Origin of the sequence: Burkholderia sp. Bp9031, assembly GCF_003857965.1 — a bacterium.
In the GTDB taxonomy this organism is placed as follows: domain Bacteria; phylum Pseudomonadota; class Gammaproteobacteria; order Burkholderiales; family Burkholderiaceae; genus Burkholderia; species Burkholderia ambifaria_A.
On sequence record NZ_QTPW01000007.1, the window covers coordinates 57,510 to 74,827 of the forward strand.

A 17,318-nucleotide genomic window follows, 5' to 3' on the forward strand; every position below is an offset into this window, starting at 1 on the left:
GCGCAGGCATTCGATCGGTGCGCCGCGCCGGAGACGCTGGCAACCCGTACGCGCGCCGGACCACGCGTATGGCCCGGCGCGCGACCGCGTATCAACCCACCTTTTGCTTCGCGAGCTGATCCGCGACGGGCAGGCTGCGAATCCGCGTGCCGGTCGCCGCGAAGATCGCATTGGTCAGCGCCGGCGCGACCGGCGGCAGGCCCGGCTCGCCTACGCCGCCGAGCGGTGTCGCATAGTCGTCCGGCGCGACCAGATGCACACGGATTTCACGTGGCGCCTCGTTCATCCTGAGCACCTGGAAGCCGTTGAAATTGCTCTGCTCCGGGTGCCCGTCCTTGAACGTGATCTCGCCGTGCAGCGCGATGCCAAGCCCCATCACCACCGCGCCTTCGAGCTGCGAGCGCACGCGCTCCGGGTTGACCTGCGGGCCGCAGTCGATCGCGATGTCGACGCGCGGCACCGTAATCGCGCCATCCGCGCCGACCTGCACTTCGCACACCGCCGCCGTGTACGACACGAAGCTGCGATGCGCGGCGATCCCGAGCCCATGCCCCTTCGGCAGCTTGCGGCCCCAGCCGGCTTCACGTGCGACTGTCTCGATCACGCGCCGCAGCCGCCCGGTATCGACCGGATACAACGCCGGATCCTCGCCGTAGTTCACGTTCTTCACCGTGATGTGCGGCTCGAAGCGTCGCGCCGGCCCGATCAGGTCGAGCAGGAAATCCTTCGGATCGCGGCCCGCCGCGTGCGCAAGTTCCGACACGAAGCTCTGGATCCCGAACGCGTGCGGAATGTTGTATACCGAACGAAACCAGCCGATCCGTGTATGCGCTTCCGCGGCCGGGTTCTCGATCCGTACGTTCTGGACTGCGAATGGAAGATCGGCGATACCTTGTGCGAGCTCGCCCGGCTGCTCGTGCACGACGCTGGCCCTGAAGGTCGACTGGATCGACGGGGCGACCGTGCGATGCTGCCACGCGACCACTTTCCCCGCTGCATCAAGGCCGCCGTCGAACGCCTCCAGCGACACCGCGTGGAAATAGTCGTGCGCGATGTCGTCCTCGCGTGTGAACGTCAGCTTGACCGGCGCCCCCACCGCCTTCGACAGCAGTGCCGCCTCCACCACGTAGTCCGGCTTCGACTTGCGGCCGAAGCCGCCGCCGAGCAGCGTCACGTTGACCGTCACGCGCTCGGCCGGCAGCGCAAGCGCCTTCGCGATTTCGTCGCGCGTGGTCTGCGGCGCCTGCGTGCAGGTCCACACTTCGCAGCGGCCGTCAGCCACGCGCGCGACCGCCGCGGGCGGCTCCATCGTCGCGTGCGCGAGATGCGGAATGTAGTACGTCGCACGCACCCGCTTCGCGGCGCCCGCAAGCGCCCCGGCCGTATCGCCGTCGTTGCGGATCACGTCGCCCGGCTGCGAGGCCGCCGCCTCGAGCGTCTTGCGGTAGGCGGCCGAGTCGTAGCCTGCGTGCGGCCCGTGCTTCCAGTCGATCTTCAGTTGCGCACGCGCCTGGATGGCCGTCCACGTGTCGCGCGCGATCACGGCCACGCCGCCGAGCGGCTGGAACCCGGACGGCAGCGGCGTCGACGCGAGCTGCACGACCTTGACGACACCCGGCAGCTTCTCCGCGGCCGACGCATCGAACGATGCGACCGTATCGCCATAGGCCGGCGGACGCGCGACGACCGCGTACAGCATGCCGTCGAGCCGCGTGTCGATCCCGTAGTGCGCGCGGCCGCCGACGATGTCGCGTCCGTCGATCAATGCCGTTGTGCCCTTGCCGATGTAGCGGAACTCGGCCAGCCCCTTCAACGGCACGGTTTTCGTATCGGGCACCGGCAGCGCGGCCGCCTTCGCGGCCAGTTCGCCGAAGCCGAGCTTGCGCCCGGTTTTCATATCGACGACCTCGTGCACCTTCGCCTTCACCTGCCGCACGTCGACGCCCCACGTCGTCGCCGCGGCCTGCTCGAGCATCGTGCGCGCGGCCGCACCCGCGCGCCGCAGCGCCGCGAAACTCTGTCGCAGGCTGCGCGAACCGTCGGTGTTCTGGTTGCCGTAGCGCGGCTCGTCGCCGACGGCCTGCGCAACCTTCACGCGTGCCCAGTCCGCACCGAGTTCGTCGGCCACCACCAGCGCGACGCTCGTTCGCACGCCCTGGCCCATCTCGGAGCGAATGCAGGTCACCGTGACCGTACCGTCCGGCGCGATCGCGACGAACAGGTTCGGATCGTCGCGCAATCCGTGCGGCATGCCCGCGCCGCCGTACTGCGGATTCGGGCTGACCGGCGGCTGCACCGGCGCGGCCGCGCGCGCGATCGACGGCACGCCGAATGCGAGCAGCAGCCCGCCGGATGCGAAGCCGAGCAGCAAGGCCCGGCGGCTTTCGTTGTGGATGGAGAGTTCCGGTGCGTTCATGCGGCACCTCCGCGGCGCACCGCCAGCCGGATCGCCGCACGAATGCGCGTATAGGTGCCGCAGCGGCAGATGTTCCCGGACATCGCGTCGTCGATGTCGGTATCGCTCGGATGGGGATTCGTCTTCAGCAGCGACGCAGCCTGCATGATCTGTCCAGACTGGCAGTAGCCGCATTGCGCGACGTTCAGTTCCCGCCAGGCTTGCTGCAGCGGGTGGTTCACGTCCGTCGACAGGCCCTCGATCGTCGTCACTTTCTTGCCGGCGGCGGCCGCGACGGGCGTGATGCACGAACGGATGGCCACGCCGTCGAGATGGATGGTGCACGCGCCGCACAGCGCCATCCCGCAGCCGAACTTGGTGCCCGTGTGGCCGAGGACGTCGCGCAGATACCAGAGCAACGGCATGTCGGGATTGCCGTCGAAATGCTGTTCGCTACCGTTGACGGTCAGCGTGATCATCGTTCACCTCCTGTTTGCGGCGCCGCGTCGCGTGGGCGTCGGGTGGGGATTTGAACGGCGCTGGGCACATTCCGAACGACCAGGTGGGCCTGACGCCGTTTCGTTTTCGGATTGCGTCGGGTGACGACGCAATCGCGGCGATGCTGCCGCCCGGTTGCCTGTGCAACGGTTTGGCGGGGTTCGGACGATTGCTCGTTCGTGTGGATCGCCGCACGTATTATCAGATGAATTCGCGATTGTCGTCGGATCGGGGCGATTCGGCGGATTCGGGCGGTCGGAGCATCAGTTCGGTCGAACCGCTTCGGCGTCGTCGACGCCTGGCGCGTGTCTCTCGGACCAGTTCGCCGGTGCGCCGCCGGGCGTTGACATGGACCGCGCCCTCATCCCTCGGCATTTGCTTCTGCTACGCGCGTCCGCGCTGGCGTGCCGTTGCAAAGTACGTCAGCCCGGCAGTGTCCCGATGGCCGCACGTTCGTCGGGCGATGTCGAATGCGTGTGAGCACGATCCAGTTGACGAGCACGCCGACCGACATCAGCAACGCAGTACTCCAAAACACCGAGCGCATCCCGTAGTGGCTGCCGAAGTAGCTACCGACGAGCGGGCCGGCGACCTGGCCCGCATACTGCGCAGACGTCGAATAGCAGAGCATCGAGCCAGTCACATTGGGCGGTACCGAATGCCGAATCACGCTTGCGATAGACGGCAACAACCCGCCGAGTGCAATGCCCATCGAAAAGCGCAGCGCGATCAACTGCCACGCATGCGTAACGAACGCCTGTGGTACGAGCAGGATCGCGCATGCGAAGAGGCTCCCTACGATAACGCGCCAGTGACCAATCCGATCGGCAAGTCGGCCGAGCCATGATGCAGACAGAATGCTGCCGAGCGCCGCGCCCGACATCACGAGACCTGCGACCAACGTGACGTGGTCAGGTGTGGTGACAAGTTGACCCACGTACACGGAGATGATGGGCTCAATCGACATGTTAGCCAGCAGCAGCAGCATTCCTGTCAGCAGCATAGCGACAATTGGACGTTTGTCCGGAACCGCACCCCACCCCTTATTCTCGGTCGCATGCTCGCCGCGCTTTGCGGTTGGGTAGTCGCGCTTCACAAATGACACGGTCGCGACAAACGCGACGCCGATTACCGCGCCCGCAGCAAGGAACGTCGCGCGGATGCCGATCATCGATGGCAGCGTACCGCCGATCAGCGGGCCCACGACATTACCCGCCACGATTCCCGACGACAGCACGCCGAGTGCCCAGCCACAGCGCGCCTTCGGCGTTTGCGTCGCCACGAGTACCATCGAGCCAGACGTGTAACCACCGAGGAGCCCGGCAAACAAACGAAGAATTACGAGCTGTTCAACAGTGTGCGCGCATCCCATCAACGACATGACGATCGTCATCCCAAGGCTCGCGCGCACGAGCGTAAGCTTTCGACCGTAGCGGTCAGCGACGCGTCCCCAAAGTGGCGCAGTCAGGGCAGCGGAAAAAAACGACGCGCCATATGCGATTCCGGACCACTGGATCACAGCAGGCGGGGCAGAAACGCCGAGCTGCTCAACGTAGAGGGGCAAGAACGGGAGCATGAGCGTCATGGCAACGGCCATCGCAAATGATCCAAAAACACAGACCACGAGATTGCGTCGCCAATGGCCGAAGCCGCCAGGATCGTCAACGGGCGGGACGGCCGCGACGGTGGGATGATCCCGAAATTCTGGCATGAGGTGTCCCTGTGTTGGGGTGGTCCGCATCGTCACGCATTGAAGTCACGACGTGCATGTCATGCTACGACTTCGCGCAAGTGCTAAGCAGTCCTCTTGCGATACCGGTATATCGACTACTATCGTCAGATTGGCTAGCAACCCGTACTTGCTGTTTTGATGGCGTTCAAAACACCTATAGCACTCACCGACATCAGCCCTTGGCCGGTGTATCCGACGAAGGATCGATATCCCGCTGGCTCGTGGCGCAAGAACATGCGCCGCTGCCTCGATACGAACCGTGCGAAATCGTCAACACGTGACGTCGGGTTGTGCAGCTTCTCCAGGTGAACTGCGTTATCCCCAGGCAGCGGCACACCTGCGCCACGCAATATTACTCGACATATCAGACAGATATTTGACACAATAGTCAAATGATATCCAGGCGCGCTCAAGCAGAGGCACTCAAGCAAGGCGCCTGCACGGTGGACCGCTCCCGGATGCCCGTTCAACGCCACTGATGGAATCACAACGCTCTAGATTGAACGATAAGGTGCGCAAATGCTCGACCTCAATGACTTTCGTTATTTCGTTCGAATCGTGGAATGTGGCGGAGTCACAGCTGCGAGCCGTAATCTCGACGTGCCCAAATCAACTGTGAGCCATCGCCTCCAGCAGCTTGAAGCCGCGTTGGGTATTCGACTGATCAACCGGACATCCCGAAGCCTGAGCGTGACCGATGCCGGCGACGTGTTCTATCGTCACGCCGTCGCTACCCTCGAGCAAGCAGAGCTTGCCGAAGCTGTCGTCCGAGAGCGCCTCCTCGAACCCAGCGGCACGATTCGTTTCACAACTGCTGCAGCAACATCGCTGTTTGCAATCCGGCAGATATTGCCCGACTTCATCAAACGTTATCCCAAAGTTAACGTCATCCAGCACGTTAGTGACGATCAGGTCGACATCGTCGGCGGAAGCTACGATCTCGCGTTGCGGGCACACACTGGCCCACTTTCAGACTCCGCGCTGGTGCAGCGCACGCTTGCGCCAGCACCCTGGTTCCTGTTCGCCGCACCGGATTATCTCCAGCAGCGTGGCATACCACTCTCGATCGGCGACCTTACCCGACACGACACGCTGATCATGCTTCGGCACGGTCACCCGCAAACGTGGAAGTTGAAACATCCGACGCAGGGCGAAGTTGTCGTTCCGCTCAAGCCGCGGCTGGCTGGCAACGATATCGTCACGCTCAAACAGGCCGCACGAGACGGTCTCGGCATCATTGCGTTGCCTCACTATGTGTGTCGCGATGAGATTCAGACGGGCGCTCTTCAGCGTGTCCTTCCTGACTGGCTGGCTGGTGAAGCCAACATCACTGCCGTGATTCCATTCCGACACGGTATGCAACCGTCCGTGCGTGTCTTTCTCGACTATCTCGCCCAGAGAATTCCCGAAGCGGTGTCCTGACCAGATCGTCCAGCCAACTGGACGCAGGTTCCCAAATATCCATCTTGTTGCCCTCCTGATCCAACGCCATCCTGAACACACTGCCGCAAGATTCCTTTCGGCAAACGCTACCGGACGCCAGCACGCACCGGAAACATATTCAGGAGACAGACAGTGAAGATGTCAAGACGCGATGTTCTCGTCACCGGAGCCGCAGCGGCAATGAGTGCCGTATCCGGCCTCAAGGCCACTGCAGGTGAACGATCAAAGACTGCATTCGATATAGTGATTGTCGGTGGCGGCTCAGCTGGTGCAGTGCTTGCTGCGCGACTGAGCGCCGACGCTAACCGCAGCGTCCTGCTGCTTGAGGCGGGACCGAACTTCGCGCCCGGCAGCTATCCGGCGGTGCTCAAGAATGCCAATATCGTTGCGGGCTCACCCACCTACGACTGGCATTACCACACTGACGATGCCGCCCGCCTTGGCCACAACATCCCCGTCCCTCGTGGCCGTGTCGTCGGCGGCAGTTCCGCAGTCAACGCGGCCGTGGCGATGCGCGCGCGCCCCTCCGACTTCGCTCGCTGGACACGGCGTGGCATCGACGGCTGGTCGTGGGACGACGTTCTCCCCGCATATAAGGCGATGGAGAACACGCCGTCCGGCGATGATGCATGGCATGGGCGCTCAGGTCCCTTCCCGATTCGTCAAAGAACGGCCGAAGAAGACACGCCGGCGATGCGCGCATTCGTCGATGGTTCGCAGGCTCTAGGTCTGAGTCACGTACGGGATCTTAACGGTCCGGATCCGCGCGGTGTCGGCTACTATGCGCTGAACGTCGTCGACGGCGTACGAATCAACACTGGCATGGCATACCTGACTGCCGCCGTGCGTGCGCGCCCCAATCTCGTCATCCGCGGCGAGGCCGAAGTCGATAGCGTAATGATCGAGCGCAAACGCGCAATGGGTGTGAAGCTCATCAGCGGGGAATTCATTCCCGCAGGAGAGGTCATCCTCTGTTCAGGTACGTTTGGCAGCCCTTCGATCCTCATGCGCTCAGGCATCGGCCCATCCTCGCACCTGCGGGATCTGGGTATCACTGCCGTCGTAGACCTTCCGGTCGGAAACCGGCTACAGGACCATCCGTTTTTCTACAACGTCTACGCATTGAAGCGTGAAGCCAATGCGATGACACCCGCCGCGGGGGCGATTGTCTGGACCGGTTCGCTCAGCGCAGCATCCGACGATCTCGACCTGCAGATTTCCGCCACGCATCTGGTCGACCCGAAGATCAGCCCGACCGGCGCCGCGATCGTGCTTGCCTGCGCGGTCACGTTACCGAAGTCGCTCGGCCAGTTTCGGTTGGCAAGCCGCAATCCGCGTGTCGCGCCCCGTATTCGCTACAACTTCTTCAGCGACACGAACGATCTCGACCGGATGGCCGAGGCGGTCCAGCTGTCGCGAAAAATCGGGCGGACGGCACCATTCTCCTCGCTCGTCTATCGCGAGATGGCGCCGGGTGCCGGCATCCGTACCGACGATCCGGCCGCATTGCGCGCCAATATCGTTGCCAATGTCGCGGCCTACCTGCATCCGACATCGACCGCACCGATGGGTGCCGAGTCGGATTCGTCCGCCGTTGTCGACCCGTGGGGTCGCGTGCGTGGCGTCGACGCATTGCGGGTAGTCGATGCGTCAATCATGCCTGAGATCCCTTCCGCGCCGACGAACGTGACGACCATCATGCTTGCCGAGCGTATAGCCGCGACGATGACGGCCTGAGCGAACGGCACTCGTATCGGTAAGTGCACCGCTCCGCCAGCGACTCGACTGTATTTTAATCAGTAGTTCAAATCTTGTTCGATTTGAACGTTTCATGACAGGAGAAAAATCTTGACCAGCAAGGCCCTTCTCTCGCCCGCAGACGTATGGAGCGAAAAGATCTACAGCAACGGATGGACCCGATCCCATTTCGCTAACACGGAAGACGTGCTGGAAAAGGCAACGGGGAAACGTCTGGGCTCCATCGGCATTGCATCGTCGCAGGATGTCGCCAAGGCTGCAGCCATTGCACGCGAGGCCCAAAAGGCGTGGGCAAGCGTACCCGGACCGAAGCGCGGCGACGTGCTGCGGGAGTTCGCCCGGCTCGCGCTCGTCCATGCCGACGAGATCGCCGACCAGATCGTCAGGGAAACCGGGTCGATTCGCGCCAAGGCGCTGTGGGAAGTGCAAGTCTCGGCACGCGAAGTCCTCGAAGCCGCTACCCTCGGCAGCCAACCGCAGGGAGTGCTCGTCGCCACGGCCGAGGCCGGCCGCCAGAGTATCGCGCGCCGCATCCCGGTCGGCGTGATCGGTATCATCACACCGTGGAACTCGCCATTCATTCTCGGTTCCCGGGCAATCGGTCCCGCGCTGGCGATGGGCAACGCCGTGATTCTGAAACCCGACGTACAGACGCCGATCGCCGGCGGTGTAACGTTCGCCCGTCTGTTCGAGGAAGCCGGCCTGCCCGTAGGACTCTTCCACGTCATACCCGGTGGTGCGGACACAGGTGCGGCACTCGTCAGCGAACCGCTCGTCGACATGATCAGCTTCACAGGGTCAACCCGCGTCGGCCGGCAGATCGGTTCAATCGCGGGTGGCCAGCTGAAGCGTGTGTCGCTCGAACTCGGCGGCAACAACCCGTACATCGTCCTCGAAGACGCCGATATCGAGGCGGCAGCAAGCGCCGGCGCATGGGGAGCGTTCTTCCACCAGGGGCAGATCTGTCTCACGGCTGGCCGGCATCTCGTCCACGAGCGCGTCGCCGAGGCCTATGCGGCCGCACTCGTGCGCAAGGCCAAGGCACTCGTGGTCGGCGATCCGTTCGACGAGCGCGTGCAGATTGGCCCGATCATCAATGAGCAGCAAGCGGCGAATGTGGATCGAATCGTCACCGTCACGCGCGATCAGGGCGCCATCGTCCTGGCCGGTGGCACGCGCAGCGGGCTGTTCTTCGAACCGACGGTGATCGTCGGCGTGCGCCCCGGCATGGCCGCATTCGACGAGGAGATTTTCGGGCCCGTCGCGCCCATAACGACCTTCAGCAGCGACGACGAGGTCGTTGCACTGGCCAACGGCACCGATTACGGGCTGGTCGCCACCGTTGCATCGGCCGATCTCGCTCACGCGCAGTGCATTGCGGACCGGCTGCACGCCGGCATCATTCACATAAACGACCAGACAGTCCTGCATGAAGTCTACGGTCCAATCGGCGGCATCGGCACATCCGGCAACGGCTTCAATCACGGCACGCTGACCAACGCCGACCAGTTCAGCGAGTGGCAATGGATCACGACTCGCCAACAGATCCCGACGTATCCGTTCTGATCTTTTCTGCGGTGGCGGGGACGCCAACGGCCGGATCACGCGCCCCACGCATTTCGAAGAACACGGCGAGACACTGCTCGACTCCGGACATCCCGTCCGTTCTGAGTGGAGCGCAGACCGGGTTTGTCCCCACCTCCGAAGCAGGTAGCCTCGAAGCTCCTTCTACGACACGAGACTCAATCATGCGCATCTTCGTTACCGGAGCATCCGGCTTTATTGGAGGAACCGTTTCACGACGACTCGTCGAAGCGGGTCATACCGTCCGTGGACTCGTTCGAGACCGCGAAAAGGCAGCTCGCCTGAGCGCCATGTCGATCGATCCCGTCATCGGCAATCTCGACGACAGCGCACTGCTGACGCGAGAAGCCTCCAACGCCGACGGGGTGATCAATGCCGCCGACAGTGACCATGCGAGTGCAATCGACGCGTTGTTGCACGGACTGCACGCATCAAACAAGCCATTCATCCACACCAGCGGGTCGAGCGTGATCGCCGACGATGCGCGTGGGGAAAGCGCCACGGACGCGATCTACGACGAGGACACCCCATTCGTCGTGCTGCCCTTCAAGCAGCCGCGGCGTGACAACGAGCTACGCATCCTGGCGGCAAAGGACGTCGGCGTGCGTTCGATCGTCATCTGCCCGAGCAATGTCTACGGTACCGGCTCAGGTCTGACTGCGGATAGTTTCCAGATTCCGTTTCTCGTCTCACATGCACGTGAGACTGGTGTCGTCCGTATCGTCGGGCGCGGCTTGAACCGATGGTCCAACGTGCATGTCGCCGACCTGGCCGAACTTTATCTGCTTGCACTGAACGATGCGCCCGCCGGTGCCTATTACTTCGCCGAGAACGGTGAGGCGTCGTTCGCGGAAATCGGTGCATCAATCGCCGCTCGACTCGGGATGGAGCCGGTTCAGTCATGGCAAGCGGAAGAGGCACTGCCGCATTGGGGCGAAATGCACACCCACTACACGTTCGGCACCAACAGCCGCGTCCGGGCACGACGCGCACGCCGGGAGCTCGGCTGGCAACCCGTGCATACGTCGGCACAAACATGGATCGAACGGGAGATGTCCGCATGAGCCAGGTATGGTTTATCACTGGCGGCGCAAATGGCTTGGGCGCCAGTATCGCAAAGGCCGCGCTCGCGGCCGGAAACCGCGTCGTCGTGAGCGATCTCGACACGGCACGCCTTGGCGAGCTGTACGAGTCTTACGGCACCGATGCATTGACCGTGAAGCTCGACATCCGCCACCCGGAGCAGGCCGAATCCGCAGTCGCTGCCGCCCTCACGCACTTCGGACGAATCGATGTGCTGGTCAACAACGCCGGCTACGGGCAGTTCGGACCGTTCGAGACGATCGCGCCAGAAGCGATTGAACGCCAGTTCGCCACCAATGTGTTCGGCACGCTCAACGTCACGCGGGCAGTCCTGCCCGTGTTGCGCCGGCAACGTGCGGGGCACGTGATCAACATGTCGTCCAACGGTGGTTTCAAGGGGGTGAGTGGCGCATCGATGTACTCGGCCTCCAAGTTCGCGATCGAAGGATTCTCCGAGTCGCTCGCCGAGGAAGTCGCGGCATTCGGCGTCAAGGTCACCATCGTCGAACCGGGTGCGTTTCGCACCAATTTTCTCGACAGCCAGGTTCTGCGCTACGGCGATCTGCCGATCGATGACTATGCGGCATTCTGGAGCGGAGCAAAAGCCGTGTTCGAGAAGCGCAACCACCAGCAGAGAGGCGATCCGGACAAGCTCGCCACTGCACTCGTCCGTCTCGCTGAAGACTCTTCACCGCCGCTGCGTTTTGTCGCCGGCGCGGACGCCCTGCACGTGGTCGAAGCGAAGCTGGCGGCAGTAGCCGACGATATTGCCGCGTGGCGCGACCTGACGCTTTCCACCGATTTCTGAATTATCTTGTGGAGCCCTGATGAACATGCAGAACTACGAAGCGCGACTCGACGCGCTGGAAAGCCGGTTTGCACTGGAACGTCTGATTGCGGCGTATAACCAGGCGTTTGACACTCACGACGAGGCGCTGCTGCGCGACATCTGGCACGACGACGCGCGTCTGCTGCTCGGCGACGCCTTCGGCAACTATACGGGGATCGATGCGATCGTCGAATCGGCACACCGGAACTGGCAGCAAATGCCGCACATGCATCACTGGATGGCCAATCCACTGCTTGATATCGACGATGACCGCGCGTCCGGCAAAGTAGCGCTCGATGCGCTCGTCACTCACGTCGAACTTGGCCCGGCACAGATCAGTGGTTTGTATCACGACACCTTCGAACGCCGGAAGGGCCGCTGGGCCTTTACGCAGCGCCGATTCGAGCTGCACTACCTGACCCCGCTGCCGAACTGGAAGCCGATCGCGGGAAGCGAAGCGGCTGCACACGAGTAAGCACGGACGCAGACGCGGGCGCAGGCGCGGGATATCCTTGCCTGCATGCCCGCGTCACCGACGCGTCTTGTCGAGTTGCACGTGCTCGGAGAGAAAATCGATGAATGCACGCAATCGCGGCGTCACATGACGGCCTGACGGCCAAAGCAACTGAAACGTATTCTGCTCGGCCACGTAGTTGTCGAGCACCGTCACCAGTTGCCCCGCATCAAGCGCATCACGCGCGGAAAATTCCGACACGTAAGCAATGCCGACACCCGCGACCGCGAAATACATGCGGGCCTCGTTGGTATTGCACGTAATCGCAGTCGGCAATTGCAGCTCTTGCTCGTCGCCCGCGTCGCACCGCAGCCGCCACGTCTGCAGTTTCCCCGTATTCGGCATCCTGAATCGGATGCAATCGTGCCCGCCGAGTTCGCGAGGATGCAACGGCGTCCCGCGTCGCGCGAAGTAGTCGGGCGCGCCGACCAGCATCATCCTGAAACGGCCCAGCGGCCGTGCGGTCAGACGAGAATCGTCGACGTCGCCGCTGCGCACGACGGCGTCGTAGCCCTCGTCGATGATGTCCGCCATGCGGTTGTCGAAATCGAGATCGAGTTCGATCTCCGGATAACGCTGACGAAACGCTGCAAACACCGGCAGGAACGGATCGCCGACCATCGGCAAGCCGATCCGCAGCCGCCCGCGAGGAACCGAACTCGCCTCCGACAGCTCGGCCTGCGCCGCATCGAACTCCGCGAGGATTCGCCGCGCGCGCTCGAGAAACAGCGCGCCTTCCGTCGTCAGCGCAACGCTGCGCGTGCTGCGATGAAACAATCGCACCCCAAGGCTTTGTTCGAGCCGCGTCACACTCTTGCCGATGCCCGATGCAGAGATGCCGAGTACGCGGCCAGCCGCAACGAAACTGCGTGTATCCGCAGCCTGTACAAAAACGTTCAGCGCGAAGCTGTCCATGAGCCGACGCTCCTTGAATAGCGGACAGATTGTCCGTTCAGCGGGGAACTCTACCTGACTTAATTCTCGTTGGAAAAGACGATAACTTTCCCGATATCCCGCGCGACATGTGCGACGACGTTAAACCGCCTCCGACAGGACGACCTCATGACCACCGAACCAACCCTCCTGCAACTCGCCAATGAACTCGAGGCACTCCGCTGGAACCGTATCCTGCATGGCGAAGCCCGCGCGCTCGCCGCTTTGCTGTCCGACGATCTCCGGTTCATTCATTCGACCGGGCTGAACGACGACAAGCACTCCTATCTCGCATCCATCGAAACCGGCGCCGTCGTCTATCATTCTGCCGATCGCGACATCGCTTTTGTCGAGCCGCTCGGCGATGCGGCCTTTTTCGTCAACGGCACCGTGAAGATGAGCGTCACGCTGCGCGGCACGCCACGCACCCTTCACTCGGTGTTCACGGTTGTCTGGCGCCGCGAGCAGGACGCGTGGCGGCTGGCGTTGCACCAGACCACCGCATTGCCGGCATGAGTACGCCACCGGTGTGCGCACGGACGACTCCGTGCCGCGCGGCTCGTTGTTCCGGTTGCACCGAATCGAGCATCGCACGGCTACGCAATGCAATGACGTACCGCGCCAATCCGACTGGCAGCCCGCATCACGCCGCGGTCTGCGCAACCGGCACGGCGCCCTGTCGGCAGATCCGGCCCAGCATGCCGACCGCCGCCGCCGTGGCCATCGCGGGCAATGCGGACGCAATCAGGGTCTGCTCCGCCGTCCACGTCATCGCCATCAGGTAACCACCTGCGACGGGCCCCAGTACGGCGCCGAGCCGCCCGATACCTAGCGCCCATCCGGCGCCTGTCGCCCGCGCCGCGCTCGGATAGAGAACAACGGCCAACGCATTGAGGCCCGATTGCCCGCCGAGCACGCAGAAGCCTGCCAGCGAGATGCAGGCCAGTGCGGGAATCGGCAACGAATGGAACATGCCGATCCCGACGATGGCCATGCCGCCGACCGCGAAATTCGCGATCAGCACCACGGCGTAGCCCCGGCGGTCGATCAGCAGCCCGAGTAGCCAGTTTCCGAGCAGTCCGCCCAGCCACAGCGCCGTGCCCGCAAGCACTGGCGTGCCAGGCGACGCGTCCGTACCGGCCATCAGCAACGGGATCCACGCTGCAAGGAAGTATGCACACAGCATGTTGGCGAAATTCGCGCCCCACAGGAGCGGCGTCGCCACGGCCCTGCCGCCGCCGAGCAATGTCGCGACCGCATGTTGCCGAACCGGCCTCTCCGTGCGGAATTGAGATGCGCACGTCGTGTCGGGCGCCACGCGCTGGAGAAGACGCAGCGTCTGCGGTCGCCCCGGGCGTCGTGCCAAGGCAAACTGAAGCGATTCGGGCAATGCGATCCACATCGCCGCCGACAGTACGGCCGTCAGCAACGCACCAGCATGAAACACGCCACGCCATCCGAGGGTCTCGATGACGAACGCGGCCACGGCGCCCCCCAGCACACCGCCGGCGATATAGCCTGACGATACTGCCATCATCAGCGTCACCCGAAAGCGGCGCGGGCTGTACTCGCCGGCCAGGGACATCGCATTGGGAACGATCGCGCCCATCCCGATACCCGCCGCGAACCGGATGGCAATCAGTTGATCGAGCGTACCCGCGTGCGTCGTCACCGCCATGCAGCCGGCAACCCATACGCTCGCGGCAACGAGCAACGGGCGGCGCCCGATCCGGTCGGCCAATCCCGCAAGCAGCAACGACCCGGCAAACATGCCGAGCAGTCCTGCGCCGAATACCGGCCCCAGCACCGCCCGCTCGATACCCCATGTCTTCATCAAGGCCGGCGCGGCATAAGCCATCGCCTGCACGTCGTATCCATCGACGACCATGCACAAACCGCACAGCGATAGCGCAAGCCATTGCAGCCGCCCCATCGGGCGCGCATCGAATACCGAAAGAACCGCCTCGTCCGACGACGCAGCCATGATTGTCTCCTCCGTGCCCTGACGGGTTTCTACAGTTGCGGCGGATTCGCCGCAACCCTTCGCCGCCTCATGACGATCCGGACGGCCGCGTGATCGCGGTCCGCCTTCTTGTCCTACCCATTCACGCCTGCCGCGCGACGCACATCAACCCGCCGCATCCGCACGCTGCGCGTCGTACTGCCGGATGAACTCCGGCGCGCGCTTCAGCAGGTCGTCGTGGGTGACGCGCCCGGTACGCAGCATGTAGTCGTACGTGAATGCATACGGATCCAGGTGCATCCGGTCGGCAACGTTCTCGTACCAATCCAGGCTCTTCGCGGCCGCCAGCTGGAAGCGTTCCGACGCCGGACGCCGGACCGTCTCGAAGTGCTCGAACACGGCGCCCAGATCGTCGCGATGCCGGCACACGCCGTCGCTCAGCGCAATCGCATCCTCCATCGCCATGCGCGTGCCCGAGCCCAGCGAAAAATGCACCGAACGCAACGCATCACCGAGCAGGACCCGATTGCCGTCGTGCCAGTTCTCGTTCCTGACGGTCACGGCCTCGAACCACGCCGACTTGTTGGACAGCAGCGCATGTCCCTGCAGGTCGTCGGCAAAGACGTCCTCGCACAGCGCACGGCTGCCGGCATCGTCCATCCCGTCGAGCCCGGCGCGCCGCCACGTATCGGGATCGGTCTCGACCAGGAACGTGCTCATCCGGTCGCTGTACTGGTAGCTGTGCGCGATGAATACCCCGTATTGCGTTTCGCGAAAGATCAGCGAGACGGCAGAGAACAGCCGCGACGTGCCGTACCACGCAAACTTGTTGCGGCGCTGCGTGAACGACGGCCTGAAAGCGGACGCCAACTGCGTGCGCGTACGGCTATGTACCCCATCAGAAACAACGACGAGGTCGGCATCGTCCAGTCGCCCGACGTCGTCCACTCGCGCGTTGAAGTGCAGCTCGACACCCACCGCGCGGCACTCCGCCTGCAGGAACTGCAGCATCGCCAGCCGGGCGACGCGCGAGAAACTGTTGCCGTCGATCGGAACGTGCACGCCGCGATGCACGATCTCCATATGATCGGAGCGTGCATGCAGCGCCGTAAAACGGCGAAAGAATGCAGGATCCACCTGCTCGAGAAACGACAACGCCACGCCCGAGAACACGACGCCCCATCCGTAGGTTGCGTCTGCACCGTTCTGTTCGAATACCCGGACCCGCCAGTCCGGATTCTGCTTCCGGACGAGGTAGGCAAAGAACAGCCCGCCGGGACCACCGCCGATCACATCGATCTTCATCACGCTTCTCCTTCCGATGTCGGCACGGCCTTTCCCTCCAGCCGCTCCAGCAACTTCGCCCGGAGCGCGGGCGGAATCGCGATGGAGCGGCGCTCCGGACGCGCGACGCAGATCGGGCTCAGCTTTGCCGAGAACACGCTCGCGCCGGACAGGTCGACCGCTTCGACCGTCAGATCGAACGAGCGCTCGCGCACATCCGTGACGGTGAGCCGCATATCGAACAGTTCGTCCGGGCGCAGGCTCTGGTTGAACACGAAGCTCAACGCCTTGACCGGCGTTCCGAACCCGTGTTCGCGTTTGACCGATTCGAGCGACCCGCCGAGCAGGTACGCGTAGAACCGGTTCGCGAGTGCGATCACGTATTCGCTGAAGTTCACGGTATAGACGACACCCGCGGGATCGCACTCGCCCCATTTCACGCAACGCCGCACCACGAACGGATGCTCGCTGACGAGCCACTCCGACGGGCCCGCGTCGAACCCTGACGTCACGTTCATGTCAGGCCTCCGCCGCGGCGACACGACCGGCGTACGCCTCCGTCAACAGCGCGCCGCCGCTGGGAATCACCGCATCGAGGCCGAGCTTGTCGAGCATCCGCCGCGTGGTACACACGGCAGTCGAAGTCACCGGTATCCCGAGCGACGCCTGGATCGTCTCGATCGCCGGCAGCGACTGCATCTGCACACATGCGGACGCCACCACGACATCGGCGTTCGCGGTGTTCAGCCGCGCAACATCGTTCACGAGTCGCATCGGATCGCGGCGGCCGACGTCGAGATTGTCTGGAATCTCGAACGACAGCGCATCGATCACCTCGATGCCTTCGCTCTCGATGTACTCGACCACCAGCTTCGTCAGCGGCTTCATGTACGGCGCCATCAGCGAAATCCGACGCGCGCCCATGATGCGCAGCCCGTCGATCAGCGCACCGGCCGACGTCATCACGGCCGCATCACAACGGTTGGCCCGCGCCACCTCCTCCAGCTCACGCTCGACGGTCCGGTGGTACCCCGGTCCCATCGCCATGATGGCGACGAGGCATGCCGTGCTCATCACGTCCATGCGCGCATCCGCGAGCTCGGCCGCGCAGCGCAGCCCTTCCTTGTTCATCGCGACGAGCTCTTCCTTCGTCACCTTGTGCATGCGCATACGGCTCGAATGAAACGTGAAGCGCTCCGGCGCAACCAGTTCGCGGCGGCGCAGCAGCGCCGGTACTTCCGTTTCCATCGTCGTGTTCGAACTGGGTACGATCTGGCCGATTCGATAGCTGACCTGGCTCAT

Annotated in this window: 15 protein-coding genes; 7 read left to right on the top strand and 8 right to left on the bottom strand. The window is 63.6% G+C overall.

Annotation, left to right across the window (positions count from 1 at the left end; all coding sequences use genetic code 11):
• Positions 1 to 91: 91 nt before the first annotated feature.
• From DIE15_RS11520 to DIE15_RS11530, 3 genes are all read right to left on the bottom strand, one after another.
• A complete protein-coding gene (locus DIE15_RS11520) occupies positions 92 to 2,416 on the bottom strand; it encodes a xanthine dehydrogenase family protein molybdopterin-binding subunit (protein WP_124833245.1) in 2,325 nt (774 codons plus the stop codon).
• On the bottom strand, positions 2,413 to 2,874 hold the full coding sequence (locus DIE15_RS11525; RefSeq protein WP_057928371.1) for a (2Fe-2S)-binding protein: 462 nt from the start codon (positions 2,872 to 2,874) through the stop codon (positions 2,413 to 2,415). Before DIE15_RS11525 ends, DIE15_RS11520 begins: the two co-directional genes overlap by 4 nt.
• A gap of 380 nt (positions 2,875 to 3,254) precedes the next feature.
• The gene (locus tag DIE15_RS11530) at positions 3,255 to 4,604 is read right to left on the bottom strand and encodes an MFS transporter (protein WP_124833246.1); all 1,350 of its coding nucleotides are present in this window, start codon (positions 4,602 to 4,604) and stop codon (positions 3,255 to 3,257) included.
• A gap of 540 nt (positions 4,605 to 5,144) precedes the next feature.
• On the opposite strand from DIE15_RS11530, the gene DIE15_RS11535 reads away from it, so the two are divergent.
• From DIE15_RS11535 to DIE15_RS11560, 6 genes are all read left to right on the top strand, one after another.
• The gene (locus DIE15_RS11535) at positions 5,145 to 6,047 is read left to right on the top strand and encodes a LysR substrate-binding domain-containing protein (protein ID WP_057928372.1); all 903 of its coding nucleotides are present in this window, start codon (positions 5,145 to 5,147) and stop codon (positions 6,045 to 6,047) included.
• Between the two features lie 201 nt (positions 6,048 to 6,248).
• Entirely contained in the window at positions 6,249 to 7,805 is a 1,557-nt protein-coding gene (locus DIE15_RS11540) for a GMC family oxidoreductase (protein WP_260428231.1), read from the top strand.
• Between the two features lie 111 nt (positions 7,806 to 7,916).
• Entirely contained in the window at positions 7,917 to 9,392 is a 1,476-nt protein-coding gene (locus tag DIE15_RS11545; protein ID WP_124833248.1) for a benzaldehyde dehydrogenase, read from the top strand.
• Between the two features lie 182 nt (positions 9,393 to 9,574).
• The gene (locus DIE15_RS11550; protein WP_124833249.1) at positions 9,575 to 10,474 is read left to right on the top strand and encodes an NAD-dependent epimerase/dehydratase family protein; all 900 of its coding nucleotides are present in this window, start codon (positions 9,575 to 9,577) and stop codon (positions 10,472 to 10,474) included.
• Entirely contained in the window at positions 10,471 to 11,301 is an 831-nt protein-coding gene (locus tag DIE15_RS11555; protein ID WP_057928376.1) for an SDR family NAD(P)-dependent oxidoreductase, read from the top strand. Before DIE15_RS11550 ends, DIE15_RS11555 begins: the two co-directional genes overlap by 4 nt.
• Positions 11,302 to 11,320: 19 nt before the next feature.
• Positions 11,321 to 11,797 (top strand): nuclear transport factor 2 family protein, encoded by a 477-nt coding sequence (locus DIE15_RS11560; RefSeq protein ID WP_124833250.1) that lies wholly within the window; start codon positions 11,321 to 11,323, stop codon positions 11,795 to 11,797.
• 54 nt (positions 11,798 to 11,851) lie between these two features.
• Here DIE15_RS11560 and DIE15_RS11565 read toward each other — a convergent pair whose 3' ends face one another.
• The gene (locus tag DIE15_RS11565) at positions 11,852 to 12,751 is read right to left on the bottom strand and encodes a LysR family transcriptional regulator (protein WP_057928377.1); all 900 of its coding nucleotides are present in this window, start codon (positions 12,749 to 12,751) and stop codon (positions 11,852 to 11,854) included.
• Between the two features lie 147 nt (positions 12,752 to 12,898).
• Here DIE15_RS11565 and DIE15_RS11570 point away from each other — a divergent pair, with 147 nt between their 5' ends.
• Positions 12,899 to 13,285, top strand: a complete 387-nt coding sequence (locus DIE15_RS11570) for a nuclear transport factor 2 family protein (protein WP_063791561.1) — start codon at positions 12,899 to 12,901, stop codon at positions 13,283 to 13,285.
• A 127-nt stretch (positions 13,286 to 13,412) separates the two neighbouring features.
• Here the strand turns inward: DIE15_RS11570 and DIE15_RS11575 are convergent, their stop codons facing one another.
• From DIE15_RS11575 to DIE15_RS11590, 4 genes are all read right to left on the bottom strand, one after another.
• Positions 13,413 to 14,753: an MFS transporter gene (locus DIE15_RS11575; protein WP_124833251.1), complete on the bottom strand. Its 1,341-nt coding sequence runs from the start codon at positions 14,751 to 14,753 to the stop codon at positions 13,413 to 13,415.
• Positions 14,754 to 14,897: 144 nt separating this feature from the next.
• The gene (locus DIE15_RS11580; protein ID WP_124833252.1) at positions 14,898 to 16,037 is read right to left on the bottom strand and encodes an FAD-dependent monooxygenase; all 1,140 of its coding nucleotides are present in this window, start codon (positions 16,035 to 16,037) and stop codon (positions 14,898 to 14,900) included.
• Positions 16,037 to 16,534, bottom strand: a complete 498-nt coding sequence (locus DIE15_RS11585) for a thioesterase family protein (RefSeq protein ID WP_124833253.1) — start codon at positions 16,532 to 16,534, stop codon at positions 16,037 to 16,039. The genes DIE15_RS11580 and DIE15_RS11585 overlap by 1 nt, the downstream gene beginning before the upstream one ends.
• A 1-nt stretch (position 16,535) precedes the next feature.
• The gene (locus DIE15_RS11590; RefSeq protein ID WP_124833254.1) at positions 16,536 to 17,318 is read right to left on the bottom strand and encodes an Asp/Glu racemase; all 783 of its coding nucleotides are present in this window, start codon (positions 17,316 to 17,318) and stop codon (positions 16,536 to 16,538) included.

Bases quoted from the DNA above. Each gene is read 5' to 3' on its own strand.
- DIE15_RS11525 (WP_057928371.1), bottom strand. From the start codon at position 2,874: ATGATCACGCTGACCGTCAACGGTAGCGAACAGCATTTCGACGGCAAT.
- DIE15_RS11560 (WP_124833250.1), top strand. From the start codon at position 11,321: ATGAACATGCAGAACTACGAAGCGCGACTCGACGCGCTGGAAAGCCGG.
- DIE15_RS11580 (WP_124833252.1), bottom strand. From the start codon at position 16,037: ATGAAGATCGATGTGATCGGCGGTGGTCCCGGCGGGCTGTTCTTTGCC.
- DIE15_RS11535 (WP_057928372.1), top strand. From the start codon at position 5,145: ATGCTCGACCTCAATGACTTTCGTTATTTCGTTCGAATCGTGGAATGT.
- DIE15_RS11530 (WP_124833246.1), bottom strand. From the start codon at position 4,604: ATGCCAGAATTTCGGGATCATCCCACCGTCGCGGCCGTCCCGCCCGTT.
- DIE15_RS11570 (WP_063791561.1), top strand. From the start codon at position 12,899: ATGACCACCGAACCAACCCTCCTGCAACTCGCCAATGAACTCGAGGCA.
- DIE15_RS11590 (WP_124833254.1), bottom strand. From the start codon at position 17,318: ATGAGCCAGGTCAGCTATCGAATCGGCCAGATCGTACCCAGTTCGAAC.
- DIE15_RS11540 (WP_260428231.1), top strand. From the start codon at position 6,249: ATGAGTGCCGTATCCGGCCTCAAGGCCACTGCAGGTGAACGATCAAAG.
- DIE15_RS11550 (WP_124833249.1), top strand. From the start codon at position 9,575: ATGCGCATCTTCGTTACCGGAGCATCCGGCTTTATTGGAGGAACCGTT.
- DIE15_RS11565 (WP_057928377.1), bottom strand. From the start codon at position 12,751: ATGGACAGCTTCGCGCTGAACGTTTTTGTACAGGCTGCGGATACACGC.
- DIE15_RS11575 (WP_124833251.1), bottom strand. From the start codon at position 14,753: ATGGCTGCGTCGTCGGACGAGGCGGTTCTTTCGGTATTCGATGCGCGC.
- DIE15_RS11520 (WP_124833245.1), bottom strand. From the start codon at position 2,416: ATGAACGCACCGGAACTCTCCATCCACAACGAAAGCCGCCGGGCCTTG.
- DIE15_RS11555 (WP_057928376.1), top strand. From the start codon at position 10,471: ATGAGCCAGGTATGGTTTATCACTGGCGGCGCAAATGGCTTGGGCGCC.
- DIE15_RS11585 (WP_124833253.1), bottom strand. From the start codon at position 16,534: ATGAACGTGACGTCAGGGTTCGACGCGGGCCCGTCGGAGTGGCTCGTC.